Source organism: Pseudomonas sp. B14-6, assembly GCF_013260315.1.
GTDB classification, from domain to species: domain Bacteria; phylum Pseudomonadota; class Gammaproteobacteria; order Pseudomonadales; family Pseudomonadaceae; genus Aquipseudomonas; species Aquipseudomonas mandelii.
In genome coordinates this window covers 4085394-4103320 of sequence record NZ_CP053929.1, presented here as the reverse complement: position 1 = coordinate 4103320, position 17927 = coordinate 4085394, and the positions used below count along the sequence as shown (strand labels likewise).

Annotated in this window: 15 protein-coding genes and 1 riboswitch; of the genes, 7 read left to right on the top strand and 8 right to left on the bottom strand. The window is 60.2% G+C overall.

Going from position 1 to position 17927, the window contains the following annotated elements:
• Positions 1-54 precede the first annotated feature (54 nt).
• Positions 55-1461 carry an adenosylmethionine--8-amino-7-oxononanoate transaminase gene (locus HP062_RS18805; RefSeq protein WP_077747239.1) on the bottom strand — a complete coding sequence of 469 codons (1407 nt, stop codon included), beginning with the start codon at positions 1459-1461 and terminating at the stop codon, positions 55-57.
• A gap of 222 nt (positions 1462-1683) precedes the next feature.
• Between HP062_RS18805 and HP062_RS18800 the strand changes: the two genes are divergently transcribed.
• The 3 genes from HP062_RS18800 (at position 1684) to HP062_RS18790 (ending at position 4875) form a co-directional block, all read left to right on the top strand.
• Positions 1684-3441, top strand: a complete 1758-nt coding sequence (locus HP062_RS18800; protein WP_010466910.1) for a flavin monoamine oxidase family protein — start codon at positions 1684-1686, stop codon at positions 3439-3441.
• 265 nt (positions 3442-3706) lie between these two features.
• Positions 3707-4258, top strand: a complete 552-nt coding sequence (locus tag HP062_RS18795; protein ID WP_010466911.1) for a cytochrome b — start codon at positions 3707-3709, stop codon at positions 4256-4258.
• Positions 4259-4290: 32 nt separating this feature from the next.
• Positions 4291-4875: a YceI family protein gene (locus HP062_RS18790; RefSeq protein WP_010466914.1), complete on the top strand. Its 585-nt coding sequence runs from the start codon at positions 4291-4293 to the stop codon at positions 4873-4875.
• Between the two features lie 246 nt (positions 4876-5121).
• Here the strand turns inward: HP062_RS18790 and HP062_RS18785 are convergent, their stop codons facing one another.
• From HP062_RS18785 to ahcY, 4 genes are all read right to left on the bottom strand, one after another.
• Positions 5122-6999, bottom strand: coding sequence for a DEAD/DEAH box helicase (locus HP062_RS18785; protein WP_010466915.1), 1878 nt, complete (start codon positions 6997-6999; stop codon positions 5122-5124).
• A gap of 222 nt (positions 7000-7221) precedes the next feature.
• On the bottom strand, positions 7222-8025 hold the full coding sequence (locus HP062_RS18780) for an ABC transporter substrate-binding protein (protein WP_010466917.1): 804 nt from the start codon (positions 8023-8025) through the stop codon (positions 7222-7224).
• Positions 8026-8150: 125 nt separating this feature from the next.
• Positions 8151-8996: a methylenetetrahydrofolate reductase [NAD(P)H] gene (gene metF, locus HP062_RS18775; RefSeq protein ID WP_010466919.1), complete on the bottom strand. Its 846-nt coding sequence runs from the start codon at positions 8994-8996 to the stop codon at positions 8151-8153.
• Positions 8997-9187: 191 nt separating this feature from the next.
• A complete protein-coding gene (gene ahcY, locus HP062_RS18770) occupies positions 9188-10597 on the bottom strand; it encodes an adenosylhomocysteinase (protein ID WP_077747242.1) in 1410 nt (469 codons plus the stop codon).
• Between the two features lie 23 nt (positions 10598-10620).
• A riboswitch (S-adenosyl-L-homocysteine riboswitch) is annotated at positions 10621-10723 on the bottom strand.
• A 189-nt stretch (positions 10724-10912) separates the two neighbouring features.
• Here ahcY and HP062_RS18765 point away from each other — a divergent pair.
• Both HP062_RS18765 and HP062_RS18760 read left to right on the top strand, forming a co-directional pair.
• Entirely contained in the window at positions 10913-11317 is a 405-nt protein-coding gene (locus HP062_RS18765) for an acyl-CoA thioesterase (protein WP_010466921.1), read from the top strand.
• Between the two features lie 182 nt (positions 11318-11499).
• Positions 11500-12387, top strand: a complete 888-nt coding sequence (locus HP062_RS18760; RefSeq protein ID WP_154912931.1) for a formate/nitrite transporter family protein — start codon at positions 11500-11502, stop codon at positions 12385-12387.
• Here HP062_RS18760 and HP062_RS18755 read toward each other — a convergent pair whose 3' ends face one another.
• On the bottom strand, positions 12388-13653 hold the full coding sequence (locus tag HP062_RS18755) for a sodium:proton antiporter (protein ID WP_010466923.1): 1266 nt from the start codon (positions 13651-13653) through the stop codon (positions 12388-12390).
• A 173-nt stretch (positions 13654-13826) separates the two neighbouring features.
• Positions 13827-14996, bottom strand: a complete 1170-nt coding sequence (locus tag HP062_RS18750) for an MFS transporter (RefSeq protein ID WP_172791866.1) — start codon at positions 14994-14996, stop codon at positions 13827-13829.
• A 284-nt stretch (positions 14997-15280) separates the two neighbouring features.
• Here HP062_RS18750 and HP062_RS18745 point away from each other — a divergent pair, with 284 nt between their 5' ends.
• Both HP062_RS18745 and HP062_RS18740 read left to right on the top strand, forming a co-directional pair.
• Complete coding sequence (locus HP062_RS18745; RefSeq protein ID WP_010466925.1) at positions 15281-16114, top strand: EamA family transporter; 834 nt, start codon at positions 15281-15283, stop codon at positions 16112-16114.
• Between the two features lie 40 nt (positions 16115-16154).
• Positions 16155-16538, top strand: a complete 384-nt coding sequence (locus HP062_RS18740; protein WP_010466926.1) for an MAPEG family protein — start codon at positions 16155-16157, stop codon at positions 16536-16538.
• A 145-nt stretch (positions 16539-16683) separates the two neighbouring features.
• On the opposite strand, the gene HP062_RS18735 is transcribed toward HP062_RS18740, so the two are convergent.
• Positions 16684-17868 carry a murein transglycosylase A gene (locus HP062_RS18735; protein WP_172791865.1) on the bottom strand — a complete coding sequence of 395 codons (1185 nt, stop codon included), beginning with the start codon at positions 17866-17868 and terminating at the stop codon, positions 16684-16686.
• Positions 17869-17927: the final 59 nt, after the last annotated feature.

The window sequence follows — 17927 nt, the reverse complement described above, 5'->3', positions numbered from 1 at the left end:
CTGCTTCGCAGCCGAGCGGGAGCAAGCTCCCTCGCCACAGGGTTTTTCGGTGACTCAGCCCGGATCGCGGAAGCCGGGGTGGAAGTCCTTCGGCACCGACACGCTGATGCCCTCACGGGTCGCGATGTCGATCCCTTCACTGGCCACTTCGGCCAGAAAATCGATCTGCTCCGGTGTAATCACATACGGCGGCAGGAAATACACCACGCTGCCCAACGGTCGAAGTAAAGCACCGCGCTCCAGCGCGTGCTGGAACACCTTCAAACCGCGACGCTCTTGCCACGGATAAGCTTCTTTTGTTGCCTTGTCCTTGACCATCTCGATGGCCAGCACCATGCCGGTCTGGCGCACTTCCGAAACGTTCGGGTGATCGGCCAGGTGCGCGGTCGCGCTGGCCATGCGCTGCGCCAATGCCTTGTTGTTCTCGATGACGTTGTCTTCTTCGAAGATATCCAGCGTCGCCAAAGCCGCCGCGCACGCCAGCGGGTTGCCGGTGTAGCTGTGCGAATGCAGGAAGGCGCGCAGGGTCGGGTAGTCGTCGTAGAACGCGCTGTAGACATCCTCGGTCGTCACGCAGGCCGCCAGCGGCAGGTAGCCGCCGGTCAGGGCCTTGGACAGGCAGAGGAAGTCCGGGCGGATGCCGGCCTGTTCACAGGCGAACATCGTCCCGGTGCGGCCGAAGCCGACGGCGATTTCGTCGTGGATCAGGTGTACGCCATAGCGATCACAGGCTTCGCGCAGCAGTTTGAGGTACACCGGGTGATACATGCGCATGCCGCCGGCGCCCTGGATCAACGGCTCGACAATCACTGCCGCGACAGTGTCGTGGTTCTCGGCCAACGTCTGTTCCATGGCCGCGAACATGTTCCGCGAGTGTTCTTCCCAGCTCATGCCTTCGGGGCGCAAGTAGCAATCGGGGCTCGGCACCTTGATGGTGTCCAGCAGCAACGCCTTGTAGGTCTCGGTGAACAGCGGCACATCGCCCACCGACATCGCCGCCATGGTTTCGCCGTGGTAGCTGTTGGTCAGGGTGACAAAGCGCTTCTTGTTCGGCTGGCCGCGGTTGAGCCAGTAGTGAAAGCTCATTTTCAGCGCGACTTCGATGCAGGACGAACCGTTATCGGCGTAGAAGCACCGCGTCAGGCCTTCCGGCGTCATCTTCACCAGACGCTCCGACAGCTCGATCACCGGCTGATGGCTGAAACCGGCCAGAATCACGTGCTCCAGCTGATCGACCTGATCCTTGATGCGCTGGTTGATGCGCGGGTTGGCGTGGCCAAACACGTTGACCCACCAGGAGCTGACGGCGTCGAGGTAGCGTTTGCCTTCGAAGTCTTCCAGCCATACGCCTTCACCGCGCTTGATCGGGATCAGTGGCAGCTGTTCGTGGTCTTTCATCTGGGTGCAGGGATGCCACAACACCGCAAGATCGCGTTGCATCCACTGATTATTCAGGCCCATGTTCAGTCTCCTCGAGGCGGCTCGCTGGTTTCGCGGGCAAACAATCGCGCAAGCCTATGCAATGCATCGCACGGGGACAACCCATTGTGTCGATTGAGCTACTTTGTATAGGTCGATAGACGTCGCTGGCGGCCTTTTGATGGCTGACGTATTCTTCGCGGTTCTTTGAGTCGTCTGACTCGTAAAACCGCTATTTCCTCGTGTATTTCCGGAGTTCGCTGAATGTCTGCTGGTTGGCTGCGCGCCTGTGCGCTGGTGATGTTGGGGCTGTTCAGCGTGTCTGCGCTGGCCAAGGATAAAACGGCGATCGTGATCGGCGGCGGGCTCTCGGGCCTTACTGCCGCTTATGAACTACAGAACAAAGGCTGGCAGGTGACCCTGCTGGAAGCCAAGCCGAGCCTGGGCGGTCGCTCCGGTATGGCCACCAGTGAGTGGATCGGCAACGACAAGACCCAACCGGTGCTGAACAAATACGTATCGACCTTCAAGCTGAGCACCACGCCAGCCCCTGAATTCGTGCGGACCCCGAGCTACCTGATCGATGGCGTGTATTACACCGCCGCCGACCTGGCCACCAAGGAACCGGCCACCGCCGAAGCCCTCAAGCGCTACGAAAAGACCTTGGACGATCTGGCGCGTTCGATCGAAGATCCACAGAACCCGGCGGCCAACAGTACGCTGCACGCTCTGGATCAGATCAACGTTTCCAACTGGCTCGACCGTCTGAGCCTGCCAGCCACGGCACGTCAGTTGGTGAACCAGCAGATTCGTACCCGTTACGACGAACCTTCGCGCCTGTCGCTGCTGTATTTCGCACAGCAGAGCCGTGTTTACCGTGGCGTCTCCGACCGTGACCTGCGCGCTTCGCGTCTGCTCGGTGGTAGCCCGGTACTGGCCCAGGCCTTCGTCAAACAGCTGAAAACCATCAAGACCAGCTCTCCGGTGTCGTCCATCAACCAGGACAAGGACGGTGTGACCGTCAAAGTCGGCAGCGTTGGCTATCAGGCTGACTACGTGGTGGTGGCCGTGCCGTTGCGCGCCCTGAACAAGATTCAGATGATCCCGGCGCTGGACGCCCAGCACCTGGGTGCCATCAAGGGCACCAACTACGGCTGGCGTGACCAGATCATGCTGAAGTTCAAGACGCCAGTGTGGGAAAGCAAGGCGCGCATGTCCGGCGAAATCTACAGCAACACTGGCCTGGGCATGTTGTGGGTCGAGCCGGCGCTGAAGGGTGGCGCCAACGTGGTGATCAACCTGTCCGGCGACAATGCACGGGTGATGCAGGCGTTCGGCGACAAGCAGATGGTCGACCAGGTGCTGATTCGTCTGCATGCGTTTTATCCACAGGCGCGCGGTTCGTTCACCGGTTATGAAATCCGCCGCTACAGCACCGACCCGTCGATGGGCGGCGCTTACCTGGCCTTCGGCCCGGGCCAGATCAGCAAATACTGGCGCCTGTGGGAACGTCCGCTGCAACGCGTAGCGTTCGCTGGCGAACACACCGACACCTTGTACCCAGGCACGCTGGAAGGCGCATTGCGCACCGGTCAACGTGCAGCCAGTCAGGTTGAAGACCTGGCGGCGGGCAAGTCGTTTGAGCCTGCGAAGGTTGTGCCGGCAGCGACCGCTGTAGCGGCCGGCGCGGTGGCGGCGAAGAAAGGCAACTTCTTCACCAACCTGTTCGGTGGTTCGTCCGATGACGACAAGAAGCCGGAACCGGTCAAGGCACCAGAGCCAGTGGCGCCGACACCTGCTCCAACGCTGGCACCGACTCCAGCACCTGCACCGGTTGAAGCGCCGAAGCCTGTGGCCCCGGTGAAAGCCGAGCCGGCCAAGAAAGCCCCGGTGAAAAAGCCTGCTGCCAAGACCGAAGCCAAAAAAGCGCCGGCCAAAGCCCCGGCGAAGAAGGCTGAAACCGCGAAGAAACCAGCGGCAAAAACTTCTACGACCCCGGCGACGGAAACCAAAGCGCAGTAAGCTTCTGGCACTCAAAAAAACGCGGCAGACATGCCGCGTTTTTTTATGCCTGAAAGAAACCAATCACAAGAATCGAATAAATCTTGTGGCGCAGGTGTTCCATGGCTGGACTTCATTTTTTATTACACATTGGTCTTTAATCTTTCCTTAACGACTCTATTTCAGACTCTTGATCGTATTTCTCGATATTTCAAAGCGAAATTTTCCGCTTTAATTCGATAGATAACTCGATAGTCTTGGTCGCAGTTCTCACAGGATTTGGGCAATGCAGCTACGTAACTCTTCTTCCCGCTACGGTTGGGTCAGCGTCTTCATGCACTGGGGCGTGGCGCTGGCGGTCTTCGGTTTGTTCGCGCTGGGCTTGTGGATGGTCGGTCTCGACTACTACAGCACCTGGCGCAAAGACGCGCCGGAATTGCACAAGAGCATTGGCTTGGTGTTGTTGGCTGTCATGGTCCTGCGGGTGTTGTGGCGCTTTATCAGCCCGCCACCGCCGACACTGGAAACGTATAGCCGCATGACGCGTCTCGGCGCCAAGTTCGGTCATTCGTTCCTGTACTTCAGCCTGTTTGCTGTGATGATTGCCGGATACCTGATTTCCACCGCAGACGGTGTCGGGATTTCGGTGTTTGGCTTGTTTGAAATTCCTGCGCTGGTTTCCGGACTACCGGACCAGGCAGACACCGCCGGTGTGATTCATCTGTATCTGGCGTGGGCGCTGGTAATTTTTTCCGGTCTCCACGCGTTGGCAGCATTGAAGCACCACTTTATCGATCGTGATGCGACCCTCAATCGAATGCTGGGCCGCAAAGCCTGAAGTTCAACCTCGACTCCAAAGGAATAGAAAGCATGTTGAAAAAAACACTCGCTGCTGTGGCAATCGGTTCGGCTCTGCTGTCCGCTAACGTGATGGCGGCTGACTACGTCGTCGACAAAGAAGGCCAGCACGCCTTCGTTGACTTCAAGATCAGCCACTTGGGATACAGCTACATCACCGGTACCTTCAAGGACATCGACGGCAAGTTCAGCTTCGATGCGGCCAAGCCGGAAGCGAGCAAGATCGAGTTCAACGTCAACACCGCCAGTGTGTTCACCAACCATGCCGAGCGCGACAAGCACATCGCCAGCAAAGACTTCCTGGACGGGTCTAAAGCCAAGTTCGTCTCCACCAGCGTTAAATCCACCGGCAAAAACGCCGCTGGCAAAGACACTGCCGACGTGACCGGCGACCTGACCATCCTTGGCGTGACCAAGCCAGTCGTGGTCAAGGCTACCTTCCTGGGCGAAGGCAAGGATCCATGGGGCGGCTACCGTGCCGGCTTCGAAGGCACCACCAGCATCAAGCGTTCCGACTTCGGCAAGCAGAAAGACCTGGGCCCAGCGTCCGATGCCGTCGAGTTGTACGTTTCGTTTGAAGGTGTGAAGGCGAAGTAATTTTCGCCCCTGACACGAAAACGCCCCCGATCTCGCGATCGGGGGCGTTTTTTATGGCCGAACATAATCTGCGTCGCACCCAAAATCCTGTAGGAGCGAGGCTTGCCCGCGAAAGCGCCAGCGGCCTCTCCACAGAAATCCGGTTGACCCCTTCGCGGGCAAGCCTCGCTCCTACAGGGGGTTGCGTCAGGCCAAAAAAATGCCCCGGGTCGTGAGAGCCGGGGCATTTTTTATGGCAGTGCTAAATCAGCGATTGCGGGTCAGCAACGCTGGCTTCTCACCGCGTGGACGGCCTGGCAGTTGATCAAGTTGCTCTGGAGTCGGGAAACGATCGGTTTTCGACTCCTTGTGAATGATCTTCGGTGCCGGGCCGCGCGGGTTTTGCACGGCCGGTTCCGAACGCGGCTGGTCGTCGGTGCGAGCCGGACGACGGTTGCGCGACTCTTCACGACGGGCCTGGCCGTCACGTGGAGCGCCGTTACGTGGGCCACTGCGCTTGGCCGGCGGCGTGCCGGTGGTGGCGCCGTCGCTGCTGCGCGGACCGCTTTGGCGACCCTGAGGCTTGCCGCCGGTGCGTGGAGCACCTGCGCCGGCTGCCGCGCCTGGTGCCGGAGCACCCGGACGGCGGCCACGGCCCTGAGCCGGTTTGGCTTGAGGCACGTAGTCAACGCGGTTACCGAAGTTATCCACATCGTCGTCCAGGAACTCATCCGGAGCACGATCAACGGCGGCACGAGGAGCCGGACGCTGTTGCTCGCGAGCCGGGGTGCCTTCGCGTGGCTTGTGTTCACGGGCCGGGCGATCGCCACGGCCAGTGGCAGGCGCTTTTTCCTTGCCGCCCTTGTCCTTGCCCTTGTCTTTACGACCGCCGCCACCGCCGGTGCCGTTCGGGCCGTCGCCGCGCGGGCCACGTGGGTTGCGTGGGTTACGCACATCCGGACGCTCGCGAACTTCCGGTTTCTCGGCTTCTACAGCGCTGGAGTCGAAGCCCATCAGGTTGCCATCGGCAATCTTCTGCTTGGTCATGCGCTCGATGCTTTTCAGCAGCTTTTCTTCGTCCGGGGCGACCAGCGAGATCGCCTCGCCCGAACGACCGGCACGGCCGGTACGGCCGATACGGTGAACGTAATCTTCGTCGACGTTCGGCAGCTCGAAGTTGACCACGTGTGGCAACTGGTCGATGTCGAGGCCGCGAGCGGCGATGTCGGTGGCGACCAGAATGCGCACTTCACCGGCCTTGAAGTCGGCCAGGGCTTTGGTGCGGGCGTTCTGGCTCTTGTTGCCGTGGATCGCGACGGCGCTGAGGCCGTGTTTGTCCAGGTACTCGGCCAGACGGTTGGCGCCGTGCTTGGTGCGGGTGAACACCAGGACCTGTTCCCAGGCGCCAGCGGTGATCAGGTGCGCCAACAGCGAACGCTTGTGGTTGGCTGGCAGGCGGAAGACGCGTTGCTCGATACGCTCGACCGTGGTGTTCGGCGGCGTGACTTCGATGCGTTCCGGGTTGTGCAGCAGCTTGCCGGCAAGGTCGGTGATGTCTTTGGAGAAGGTCGCCGAGAACAGCAGGTTCTGACGTTTGCTCGGCAGGCGAGCCAGGACCTTCTTCACGTCATGGACAAAGCCCATGTCGAGCATGCGGTCGGCTTCGTCCAGCACGAGGATTTCCACGTGGGACAGATCGACGCTGCCTTGGCCGGCGAGGTCGAGCAGGCGGCCAGGGCAGGCCACCAGCACGTCGACACCACGGGACATGGCCTGAACCTGCGGGTTCATGCCGACGCCGCCGAAGATGCAGGCGCTGACGAACTTCAGGTCACGGGCATAAACCTTGAAGCTCTCGTGTACTTGAGCCGCGAGTTCGCGGGTAGGGGTCAGGACCAGTACGCGCGGTTGGCGCGGGCCGTGACGCTGGGATTTGTCCGGGTGACCGTTGGGGAACAACCGCTCCAGAATCGGAAGGGCGAAGCCGCCGGTTTTACCAGTACCTGTCTGAGCCGCGACCATCAGGTCGCGACCTTGCAACACGGCGGGGATAGCCCGCTGTTGCACCGGAGTAGGCTCGGTATAGCCCGCTGCCTCGATGGCGCGGACTAAAGCCTCGGAGAGACCGAGGGAAGCAAAGGACATGAGTAATCCTGTTTTAGTTAGGGCTTGGCCCAATGGGAGTCTTGCCTGGCGCGAATGGCGTTTAAGAGGAACGCAATCCCGTCCGGTCCTGCTGGGTCTTGAAAGCTCGTCTGGAGCGCTCGCGCGGGCTGAAAAGCTGCGCTGTAGCGGATCGAGATGCCTTGAACAAGTCCGAGCGTCCGGGCGTGAGCCTGGCGGGAAGGCCGGAGTATAACAGAGCAATCACTGCGCGCCGCTTTCCTGCTGCTCAACGGTTTTTTCGGTGGTGGTGGCGGCGGCTTGCACCCCCGGGCCTGCGCCATAACGGGCGCTGAGCTCAGCGTAGGCGGGCTCGCGCTTGAAGCGCTTGAGTTCGGCACCGAAACGCTGCACCAGCAAATCCATGCCGGCGTTACGGCGTACCGCCAAAAACTGGCTCTGGCGGCTGATGACGGTGGGGTTTTCGGTGATCTTGTCGCGGATGCCCAATTCGTCGAGCAAGTGCTGCCCGACCCGGCGATCAGTGATCAGCAGGTCGATCCGCCCGCGCACCAGTTTGCCGAAGTTGGCTTCATGGGTTGGCGCCGGCTCCCGGGTGAACAGAGTCGACTCGCTGAAATCCTTGCTATAGAGGTAGCCCGGCGAGGTGCCGACGGTCAGGCCTTTCAGGTCGTCGAGGGTGCGGAACGGATGGGGCCGCTCATTAGCGTAGAACATCACGAACTCGACTTCCGACAGCGGTTCGCTGGGGTAGAGCAAGGTAGCGTCGCGTTCATCGCTGTGAAAAATGTCCAGCGCTCCATCCGCCTGGCCCGTTTCAAGCATCGACAGGCAGCGTTTCCATGGCAGGAACTGCCAGTCCACTTCGATCCCCAGGCGTTTGAACACGATCGCCGTGGTTTCGTAATCCAGGCCCAGGGATTTGCCGTTTTCCTCATAGACATAAGGCGCCCACGGCTCGGTGACAATGCGCAACTTCTCGCCCCGGGCGGCAAAGCTCAGGCAAGAGAAAAGAAACACGGTGAGTAACTGTGCGATCAGAGGCATGGCTTGAGATTACGACGAGAAGTCATAAAGAGCCAGAAATCGGATCCAGAAGCTCTGGCCCGAGGCGCAATCCATAAAAAAGGCCCTGGATTGCGCCAGAGCCTTCATTGGAGTGCTGCACTGTTTCAGCGCGGCAGCTTCAGGTTGTTCCACACCGCCAGGCTCGCTTCAGCCTGGTTCAGTGTGTAGAAGTGCAGCCCCGGTGCGCCACCTTGCAGCAGGCGTTCGCACATTTCGGTGATGACTTGCTCACCAAAGCCTTGAATGCTCTGGGTGTCGTCGCCGTAGGCTTCCAGCTGTTTGCGGATCCAGCGCGGGATTTCCGCACCGCAAGCGTCGGAGAAACGCGCGAGCTTGCTGTAGTTGGTGATCGGCATGATCCCCGGCACGATCGGGATGTTCACGCCCATCGCCCGTACACGCTCGACGAAGTAGAAGTAGCTGTCGGCGTTGAAGAAGTACTGGGTGATCGCACTGTCGGCGCCAGCGTTAGCCTTGCGCACGAAGTTGTTCAGATCGTCTTCGAAATTGCGCGCTTGTGGATGCATCTCCGGATAGGCGGCGACTTCGATGTGGAAGTGATCGCCGGTTTCTTCACGAATGAATTCAACCAGGTCGTTGGCGTGGCGCATTTCGCCGCTGGCCATGCCCATGCCGGATGGCAGGTCACCGCGCAGGGCAACGATACGCTTGATGCCGGCTGCCTTGTATTGAGCCAGCAGGCCGCGCAGGTCGTCCTTGCTGTCGCCAACGCAAGACAGATGCGGCGCGGCCGGGACTTTGACTTCGCTTTCGAGCTGCAACACGGTGTTGAGCGTGCGATCACGGGTCGAACCGCCAGCGCCATAAGTGCAGGAGAAGAAATCGGGGTTGTACGTGGCCAGCTGACGGGCAGTGGCGAGTAGCTTTTCATGCCCAGCGTCGGTCTTCGTAGGGAAGAACTCGAAGCTGTAGCGACGGTCTTGGGACATGGAGGGAACCTCCAGCTACAAGCTGCAAGCTGCGAGCTGCAAGAGAAGCGGAGGTGCGCTGATCTCTTGTGCCTGGAGCCTGCTGCCTGAAACTGTTTTGGAATAGGGGCAGAGCTCTCGAGCTTCGCGCGGCAAGTTCGGCTTTTGACCTTGCTTGCCGCTTGAAGCTTAAAGCTCGCAGCTGCTTTGTCTTAGTAGCGGTAAGCGTGCGGCTTGAACGGACCTTCGACGGTCACGCCGATGTAGTCGGCCTGGGTCTTGGTCAGTTGAGTCACAACGCCGCCGAAACCGCGGACCATTTCCAGGGCCACTTCTTCGTCGAGTTTCTTCGGCAGTACTTCAACGGTCAGGCGCTCGGCTTTCTGGGCTGGCGACAGGTCGGCGTACTTCTGGCCGAACAGGAAGATCTGCGCCAGAACCTGGTTGGCGAACGAACCGTCCATGATGCGGCTTGGGTGACCGGTAGCGTTACCCAGGTTAACCAGACGGCCTTCGGCCAGCAGGATCAGGTAGTCGTCGTTCTGGGCATCGAATGCGCCAGGGCCGGTACGGTGAATTTTGTGAACCTGCGGCTTCACTTCTTCCCATGCCCAGTTCTTGCGCATGAAAGCGGTGTCGATTTCGTTGTCGAAGTGGCCGATGTTGCAGACAACAGCGCGCTTCTTCAGGGCTTTGAGCATGTTTGCATCGCAAACATTGACGTTGCCGGTGGTGGTCACGATCAGGTCGATCTTGCCCAGCAGGGCTTTGTCGATGCTGGCTTCAGTACCGTTGTTGATACCGTCGATGAACGGCGAAACCAGCTCGTAGCCGTCCATGCAGGCTTGCATGGCGCAGATCGGGTCGACTTCGGAGACCTTGACGATCATGCCTTCCTGACGCAGGGACTGAGCGGAGCCCTTGCCCACGTCACCGTAACCGATGACCAGCGCTTGCTTGCCGGACAGCAGGTGGTCAGTACCACGCTTGATCGCATCGTTCAGGCTGTGACGGCAGCCGTACTTGTTGTCGTTCTTGCTCTTGGTCACCGAGTCGTTGACGTTGATGGCCGGGATTTTCAGCTCGCCCTTGGCCAGCATGTCCAGCAGGCGGTGAACGCCAGTGGTGGTTTCTTCGGTGACGCCGTGGACGCGGTCCAGGATCGCCGGGTATTTCTTGTGCAGCAGCTCGGTCAGGTCGCCGCCGTCGTCGAGGATCATGTTGGCATCCCAAGGCGCGCCATCTTTGAGGATGGTTTGCTCCAGGCACCACTCGTACTCTTCTTCGGTTTCGCCTTTCCAGGCATAAACCGCGATACCGGCAGCAGCGATAGCGGCAGCGGCCTGGTCTTGAGTCGAGAAAATGTTGCAGGACGACCAACGCACTTCGGCACCCAGGGCAACCAGGGTTTCGATCAGCACGGCAGTCTGAATGGTCATGTGGATGCAGCCAAGGATCTTGGCGCCTTTGAGTGGCTGCTCACCCGCGTACTTGCGGCGCAGACCCATCAGGGCTGGCATTTCGGATTCGGCGATGATGGTTTCGCGACGGCCCCAGGCAGCCAGGGACATGTCGGCCACTTTGTAATCGTTAAAATCTGCAGGCGTGATAACAGCGCTCATGATGAGTCTCCATTCGTAATGTATGCGAATGGGCGCCGTTGTGCGTTTAGTGTCCGGCCGATCATGGCCAGTCAACGCCCCATCCGAGCCTGACAGGTCGAACCTGCTGCAGCGCCCCTCGGACAGGTGGCGGGAAAACGGTAGTAGCCGTTTTAAATCGGTGGCGATTATAGCTTCCTTTGTCCGGCTAGTGGCAAGTGACAAGCTACAAGCGGCAAGCAACAGCGAATCTGCATTTACTTGCAGCTTGGCGCTTAAAACTTGAAGCTGGGGGCAGAACCCTATCGCTCAAACGCCTCAATCCTGGAGCCCCCTATGAATTTCCACACCCGCAAATGGGTAAAACCCGAAGACCTCAACCCCAACGGCACACTGTTCGGCGGTAGCCTGTTGCGCTGGCTCGACGAAGAAGCGGCGATCTACGCCATCGTCCAGCTGGGCAATCAGCGAGTGGTCACCAAGTACATTTCCGAGATCAACTTCGTCAGCGCCTCGCGCCAGGGCGACATCATCGAACTGGGCATCACTGCCACCGAGTTCGGTCGTACCTCGATAACCCTGAAATGCGAAGTACGCAACAAGATCACCCGCAAAAGCATCCTGACGGTGGATAAGATTGTCTTCGTCAACCTGGGTGAAGACGGCTTGCCCGCGCCGCACGGCCAGACCGAGATCAAGTACGTCAAAGACCAGTTCAAGGACGACGTCGCCAGCGAGTAATGCGAGCCCCCGTAGGAGCGAAGCTTGCTCGCGAAGGCGTCATTTGTGTCACCAGCAATACCGAGGTGAACCCTTCGCTGGAAAGCCTCGCTCCTACAGAGCCAGTTTCGTTGGACGGTCAGTGAACAGCTCCGGGCCGCGCGTGTCGTACCTACATGACACATCACCTGTTCCGGAGCGCTATGGACATCAAGCAAGACGGCAAGACCCCCAACCTGTCGCCGGAAGAACAGCACGACGTCGACAAAAACCAGCCACCGCGGGCTGCGGTGCTGCATGAAATCATCCGCACCCAGGGCGATCAGGAGCTCGAACGCAGCGTCGCCGCCTTGTGGTGGTCGGCACTCGCCGCCGGCCTGACCATGGGCCTGTCGCTGATGGCCATGGGACTGCTCAATTCCCGACTGCCGGACGGTGAAGGCTTCAAGGTGATCGCCAGTTTCGGCTATTGCGCTGGCTTTCTTGCGGTAATCCTCGCCCGTCAGCAGTTGTTCACCGAGAACACCCTGACGGCCGTGCTGCCGATCATGACCAAACCCACACTGAACAATTTCGGGCGATTGCTACGCCTGTGGTCGGTGGTGCTGGTCGGCAACCTCTGCGGCACGCTGCTCGTGGCCTACGTGATGCTCAATCTGCCGATTTTCGACAGCAAGACCGACCTGGCCTTCCTCGATATCGGGCGCAAGATCATGGAAAACGACGCCAGCCAGATGTTCGCCAAAGGCATTGTGTCGGGCTGGATGATTGCCACCATGGTCTGGATGATCCCGTCCATGGAGAGCGCCAAGATGTGGATCATCATCCTCATCACTTACCTGATGGCGCTGGGGGATTTCACCCACATCGTGGTCGGTTCGGCCGAGGTCTCGTACCTGGTGTTTGCCGGCGAGTTGCCGTGGAAGGATTTCTGGCTGGTGTTCGCCGGGCCGACGCTGGCGGGGAACATCATCGGCGGCAGCTTCATCTTCGCGCTGATCAGCCACGCGCAGATCCGCAGCGAGAGCGGTCCGCCGAAGAAGACGGCGGATCAGGCGTCAGAGCCTGATCCGCAGAAGAGCAAAAAGTAATCAGTGATGCTCGGCCTGTGCCGCTGGCGCAGGCTCATCCCGGGTCACGTGCTTGACCAGTTTGCCGATGCTCAATCCCTGCAGCAGGATCGACGACAGCACCACGATGTAGGTGATGCTCAGCAGCAAGTCGCGCTCCGGGCCCAGCGGCAGGGCCAGGGCCAGGGCCACCGAAACACCGCCGCGCAAACCACCCCAGGTCAGAATCCGGATTGTCCCGCGCGGCACGGTGCGCCAGCGCCGCAGCAGCACGATGGCCGGCGCGACCGTCAGCAGGCGCGAAAGCAGAATCGCCAGCGCCAGCAAACTCGCCGCCAGCACGTGCAGCCAATTGAACGGTAGCAGCAACAGCTCCATGCCGATCAGAGCGAACAGCAGGGCGTTGAGCATGTCATCGAGCAATTCCCAGAAGCCGTCCAGGTACTTGCGCGTCATGTCGTTCATCGCCAGGTTGCGGCCCAGGTTACCGATGATCAGACCCGCGACGACCATCGCGATGGGGGCGGACACATGCAGCTCCGACGCCATGGCCGAGCCGCCGATCACCAGCGCCAAGGTCAGCATGACCTCGATCTGATGCTGCTCGATGCTCTTGATCATCAGGTACACCAGATAACCGATCAGCCCACCGAACAGCACGCCGCCAATCGCCTCATGGGCGAACAGCATCGCTGTGGCGCCGACGGTCGGGGTCTCGCCGAGTTGCGCAATGCCCAGCAACACGGTGAACACCACCACGGCCGTGCCGTCGTTGAACAGCGACTCGCCGACGATGGTGGTTTTCAGAGGCTTGGACGCATTGGCAGTCCGTAGCACGCCGAGGACCGCGATCGGGTCGGTGGGGGAAATCAGCGCGCCGAACAGCAGGCAATAAAGGAAGCTCACGTGCCAGCCGAACAGGGCAAAAATGTAATAGGCGAGGCTGCCGATCACCGCCGTGGCGATCAATACGCCGAAGGTCGCCAGCAGCCCGATAGGCCAGCGGTAGCTGCGCAGGTCATTGAGGTTGACGTGCAGGGCGCCGGCGAACAGCAGGAAGGAAAGCATCCAGTTCATCAGCAGATCGCCAAAATCGATCTGGCTGATCAGTTGCTGAATGCGCTCTTCGAGGCCGGGGTAGCCGAGCAAGCTCAGGCCTTGCAGCAGCAGGGAAAACATCAGCGCGGTGACCATGACCCCGATGGTCGGAGGCAGGCCGATGAAGCGGAAATTTACGTAGGTGAGGAGTGTGGTCAGGCAGATAAAGGCAGCGACAAGTTCGAGCATCCGGGGTCCTTGGATGGAGGGGTGGGGTTTAAGGCAGTTGCACCGAGTCAGTTTCTTCGCGAGCAGGCTCGCTCCCACATGGAATTCGGTCGTACACAGAATCTGTGTGCACTGGAGATCCACTGTGGGAGCGAGCCTGCTCGCGATAGCGGTGTCAGCAGCGACGCAATGATTCAGCCGGACACATTGACCGCAGTCGCACTGCGGCGTTGAAGATAGATGTAGAACAGCGCGGTCAGCACCGTCAGGCCACTGACCAGCGCACCGGTCCACGGCAGATCCGCCAGATCCGCACCGCTGGCAACCACCAGCCCGCCGATCCACGCACCTGCTGCGTTGCCAAGATTGAAGGCGCTCTGGTTCAGCGTCGAGCCAAGGTTCGGCGCTTCATGCGCCTGATCGATGATCAGCAGCTGCAGAATCGGGCACAGGGCAAACGCGAAAATCCCCCACAGCACCAGTGTGATCGCCGCCGGAATCACCGAGTGACTGGTCTGGCTAAAGGCAGCCAATACCACCGTCACGGCCAGCGCCATGCCCACCAATGAAGGCAGCAATCGGCTGTCCGCCAGGCGACCACCCAGCATGCTGCCCGCCGTCAGGCCGACGCCAAACAACAACAGCATAATCGTCACGCCATGGGGGCTGACACCGGTGATGTCCTGCAGAATCGGCGCGATGTAGGTGAACACGCTGAACAGGCTGGTCGACGCCAGCACGCTCATGCCCAATGCCAACAACACATTGACCTTGCCCAGTACTTTGAACTCGCTGGCGAGGTTGGCTTTGTCCATCGCGATGTCCTTCGGCAGCCAGAGCCACTGCGCGAGCGCTGCAATCACCCCGATCACCGAGACCGCCCAGAACGTCGAACGCCAACCGGCGTATTGCCCGAGCGCGGTGCCCAACGGCACGCCGAGCACGTTGGCCAGCGTCAGGCCGGTGAACATCATGGCAATGGCCTGCGCCCTTTTGTTCGGTGCAACCAGGCCCGCCGCGACTACCGAGCCAATGCCGAAGAACGCACCGTGGCACAGCGCGGTGACCACTCGCGCGGCCATCAACGTGGCATAGTTCGGTGCCAATGCGCACAGCACGTTGCCGAGGATGAACATCAGCGTCATGCCCAGCAGCGTGGCTTTGCGCGGCATGTTGGCGGTGCCGATCGCAAGAATCGGCGCGCCGAACACCACGCCCAGGGCGTAGCCGGTGATCAGCAGGCCGGCGTGGGGAATGCTCACGGCGAGGTCGCGGGCGACGTCGGGCAGCAAGCCCATGATGACGAATTCAGTGGTGCCGATGCCGAACGCGGCAACAGCGAGGGCGAGCAAGGCGAGTGGCATGCGCAAGGTCTCTGTCGGTAGTCTTGACGCTTTGATCAGGCATACGCATGCCGATGACCGTTCTCGAAGAGAGCGGGCAGGGGCAGAAATTATTGGAATTAGTGTGTGCGCAACTGAGTGCGGCGTGGTCGCTTGCAGTATAAACAGCTGCTGACATATGGCGAATCAATTATCCACGCGTGTCGTGTAGGAGCCGGGCTTGCCGGCGAAGGCGTCCTTGAGATTGCCTTCGCCGGCAAGCCTGGCTCCTACAGGGGCGCGGTGGTCAATAAAAGGAGCATGCCGTGCTTGCGACGGCTTTGGTGTTGGTGGCGGCGCTGTTGCACGCGGCTTGGAATACCCTGATCAAATTCAGTGCCGAACGGCTGCTGGTGGTGGCCTGCATGGATAGCGTCGCGATGCTGTTTGTCGCTCTGATGCTGCCGTTCGTGGCGCTGCCACCGATTGAAATCTGGCCATGGATTCTGGCGTCGGCGGCGTTCGAACTGCTCTATCGCTATCTGCTGATCCAGGCGTATCGGGTCGGCGACCTCGGGTTGGTCTATCCGTTGATGCGTGGGCTGTCGCCGCTGGTGGTGCTGGCACTGACGCTGATCTTCGCTGGCGAAGTCCTGACAAATCAGCAGATTTTCGGAATCCTGTTGATTCCGTTTGGCATGCTGTGCCTGCTCTGGCAGGGCGGTGGTGGTGCGCGTCTGCCGTGGTCGATGTTGCCGGTGGTGGCGCTGATCGGCCTGTGCATCGGCTGCTACACCTTCATCGATGGCCAGGCGTTACGGCGCTGGTCGCACCCTCTGGACTATCTGGTCTGGGTCACGTTGCTCAGCGCTTGGCCGTTCCCGTTGCTGGCGCTGGTAAGCAAGCGCACGGCGTTCATGCTGTTCTGGCGTGAACAGTGGCGACTGGGGCTGGCGGTCGGGTTCTGCGTGTTGTTCAGCTACGCTTTGGTGCTGTGGGCAATGCAACTGGGGTCGATTGCCGAAGCGGCGGCGTTGCGCGAGATCAGCGTGATTCTGGTGGTGCTGTTCGGCATGCGTTACCTGAAAGAACCTTTCGGCAGGCCAAGGCTCTTAGCCTGTGGGCTCGTACTGATCGGTATTTTGGTCATGAAGTTCTAACGGGCACTCAACATTCCAAAACTGAAGAAAGGACTGCTTTATGACGGTTGCTCTGTGGTGCGTTTTGATCGCGATTTTCCTGCCCTATCTCTGCACGGTCATCGCCAAGGTCAGTGGCAGGTTCAGGCTGCAAGACAACCATGACCCCCGGGACTTTCTCGAGTCGCTCAATGGTCTGGGCAGGCGCGCGCATGCGGCGCAACTGAACAGCTTTGAAGTGACCCCGGCGTTTGCGATCGCGGTGATTGTTGCGCATCTGGTGGGCACGGCGCAGTTGGTGACGGTTAACGTGCTGGCGGTGCTGTTTATCACCAGTCGGCTGCTGTACATCATTTGCTACCTGGCGGACTGGGCGATATTGCGGTCGCTGGTGTGGTTTGTGGGGATGGGGTTGATTGCCAGTTTCTTTGTGGTGTCGGTCTGAAAGTATTGCGGTGATTTGTCTGGCCTCATCGCGAGCAGGCTCGCTTCCACAGTTGATCTTCAGTGAACACAAACGCTGTGTACAACCGAGATCCACCGTGGGAACGAGCCTGCTCGCGATGACTATCTAACTGCAAATACAAGGCTTACGGGTTGGCCTTCGCCGCATCGGCAACCTGCGGCACTTGCGGCAACGCCGCGCCTTTAGGCCAGAGCATCCAGATCTGCCCTTGCTGTTTCATGTCCCCGGCCAATTGCCCGGCCGCCTCGCCAGTGCCCCAGAACAGATCCGCACGCACTTCGCCGGCAATCGCGCCGCCAGTGTCTTGCGCCGCCACGGGCCGTACCAGTGCCGTACCGTCCGGTTTTGTCGTGGATAACCACAACAGGCTGCCCAGCGGAATGACTTTGCGGTCCACTGCCGCGCTGTAACCGGCCGTCAGCGGAACGTTCAGCGAGCCGCGTGGCCCTTCGTTGCTGTCCGGGTTGCGAGTGAAGAACACGTAACTGGGGTTGCTGCCCAGCAGTTCCGGAATGCGCGACGGATTGGCTTTTGCCCACGTGCTGATGGCGCCCATGGTCACGTCTTCTTTCTTCAGCTCGCCTTGCTCCACCAGCCAGCGCCCGATGGGGCGATAGGGATGGCCGTTCTGGTCAGCATAGGCAATGCGCAGTTGGCGGCCGTCGTCGAGCTGGATGCGACCCGAACCCTGGATTTGCAGGAATTGCAGGTTCATCGGGTCGGTCAGCCACGCAACCACTGGCGCCTTTACTCCATTGGTTTCAATCGTTGCCGCATCGTCGTAAGGCTTGAGCATGCGACCTTCGAGGCGTCCGCGCAGGCGTTTGCCTTTGAGTTCCGGGTAGATGCTGTCCAGCGAGACAATGATCATGTCCTCGGGCACGCCGTACACCGGAATGTTCGCCACTTCGGTCTGGGTCAGGCTGCCCGGGTAGACCGGCTCGTAATAGCCGGTGATCAAACCGTTGGGATTGTCATTGGCGGCGCGCAGGCCGTAGACGTCGAGGTTCTGCTTGAGGAAGCCGCGAATGTCGCTGGCGGTCTGCGGCACATTGGCGGAAGCCGCGCAGGTCGATCCCCAGACCGGGTCGGCCTTGAGTCGGGTGCAGGCGCTGCGCCACGAGCCGAAGCCGGCGACCAGGTCGGTGTCGGACACCGCCGGCAATGCTTCCCAGCTGGTACTGGAGTAGGTCGCCAGGGCGTGGGTTTTAGGGGTGTCTTTATCGCCGCCGGTGCAGCCGGCGAGCACGGCCACCATTGGAAGAGTCCACACGAGGTGGTGACGCCATGCCTTGAAACGGCTGTTCATGGAGTAATTCCTTTGTCGGTTGCCTGAGTGCTCCATGCGCTCAAACAACCCGTATTGAT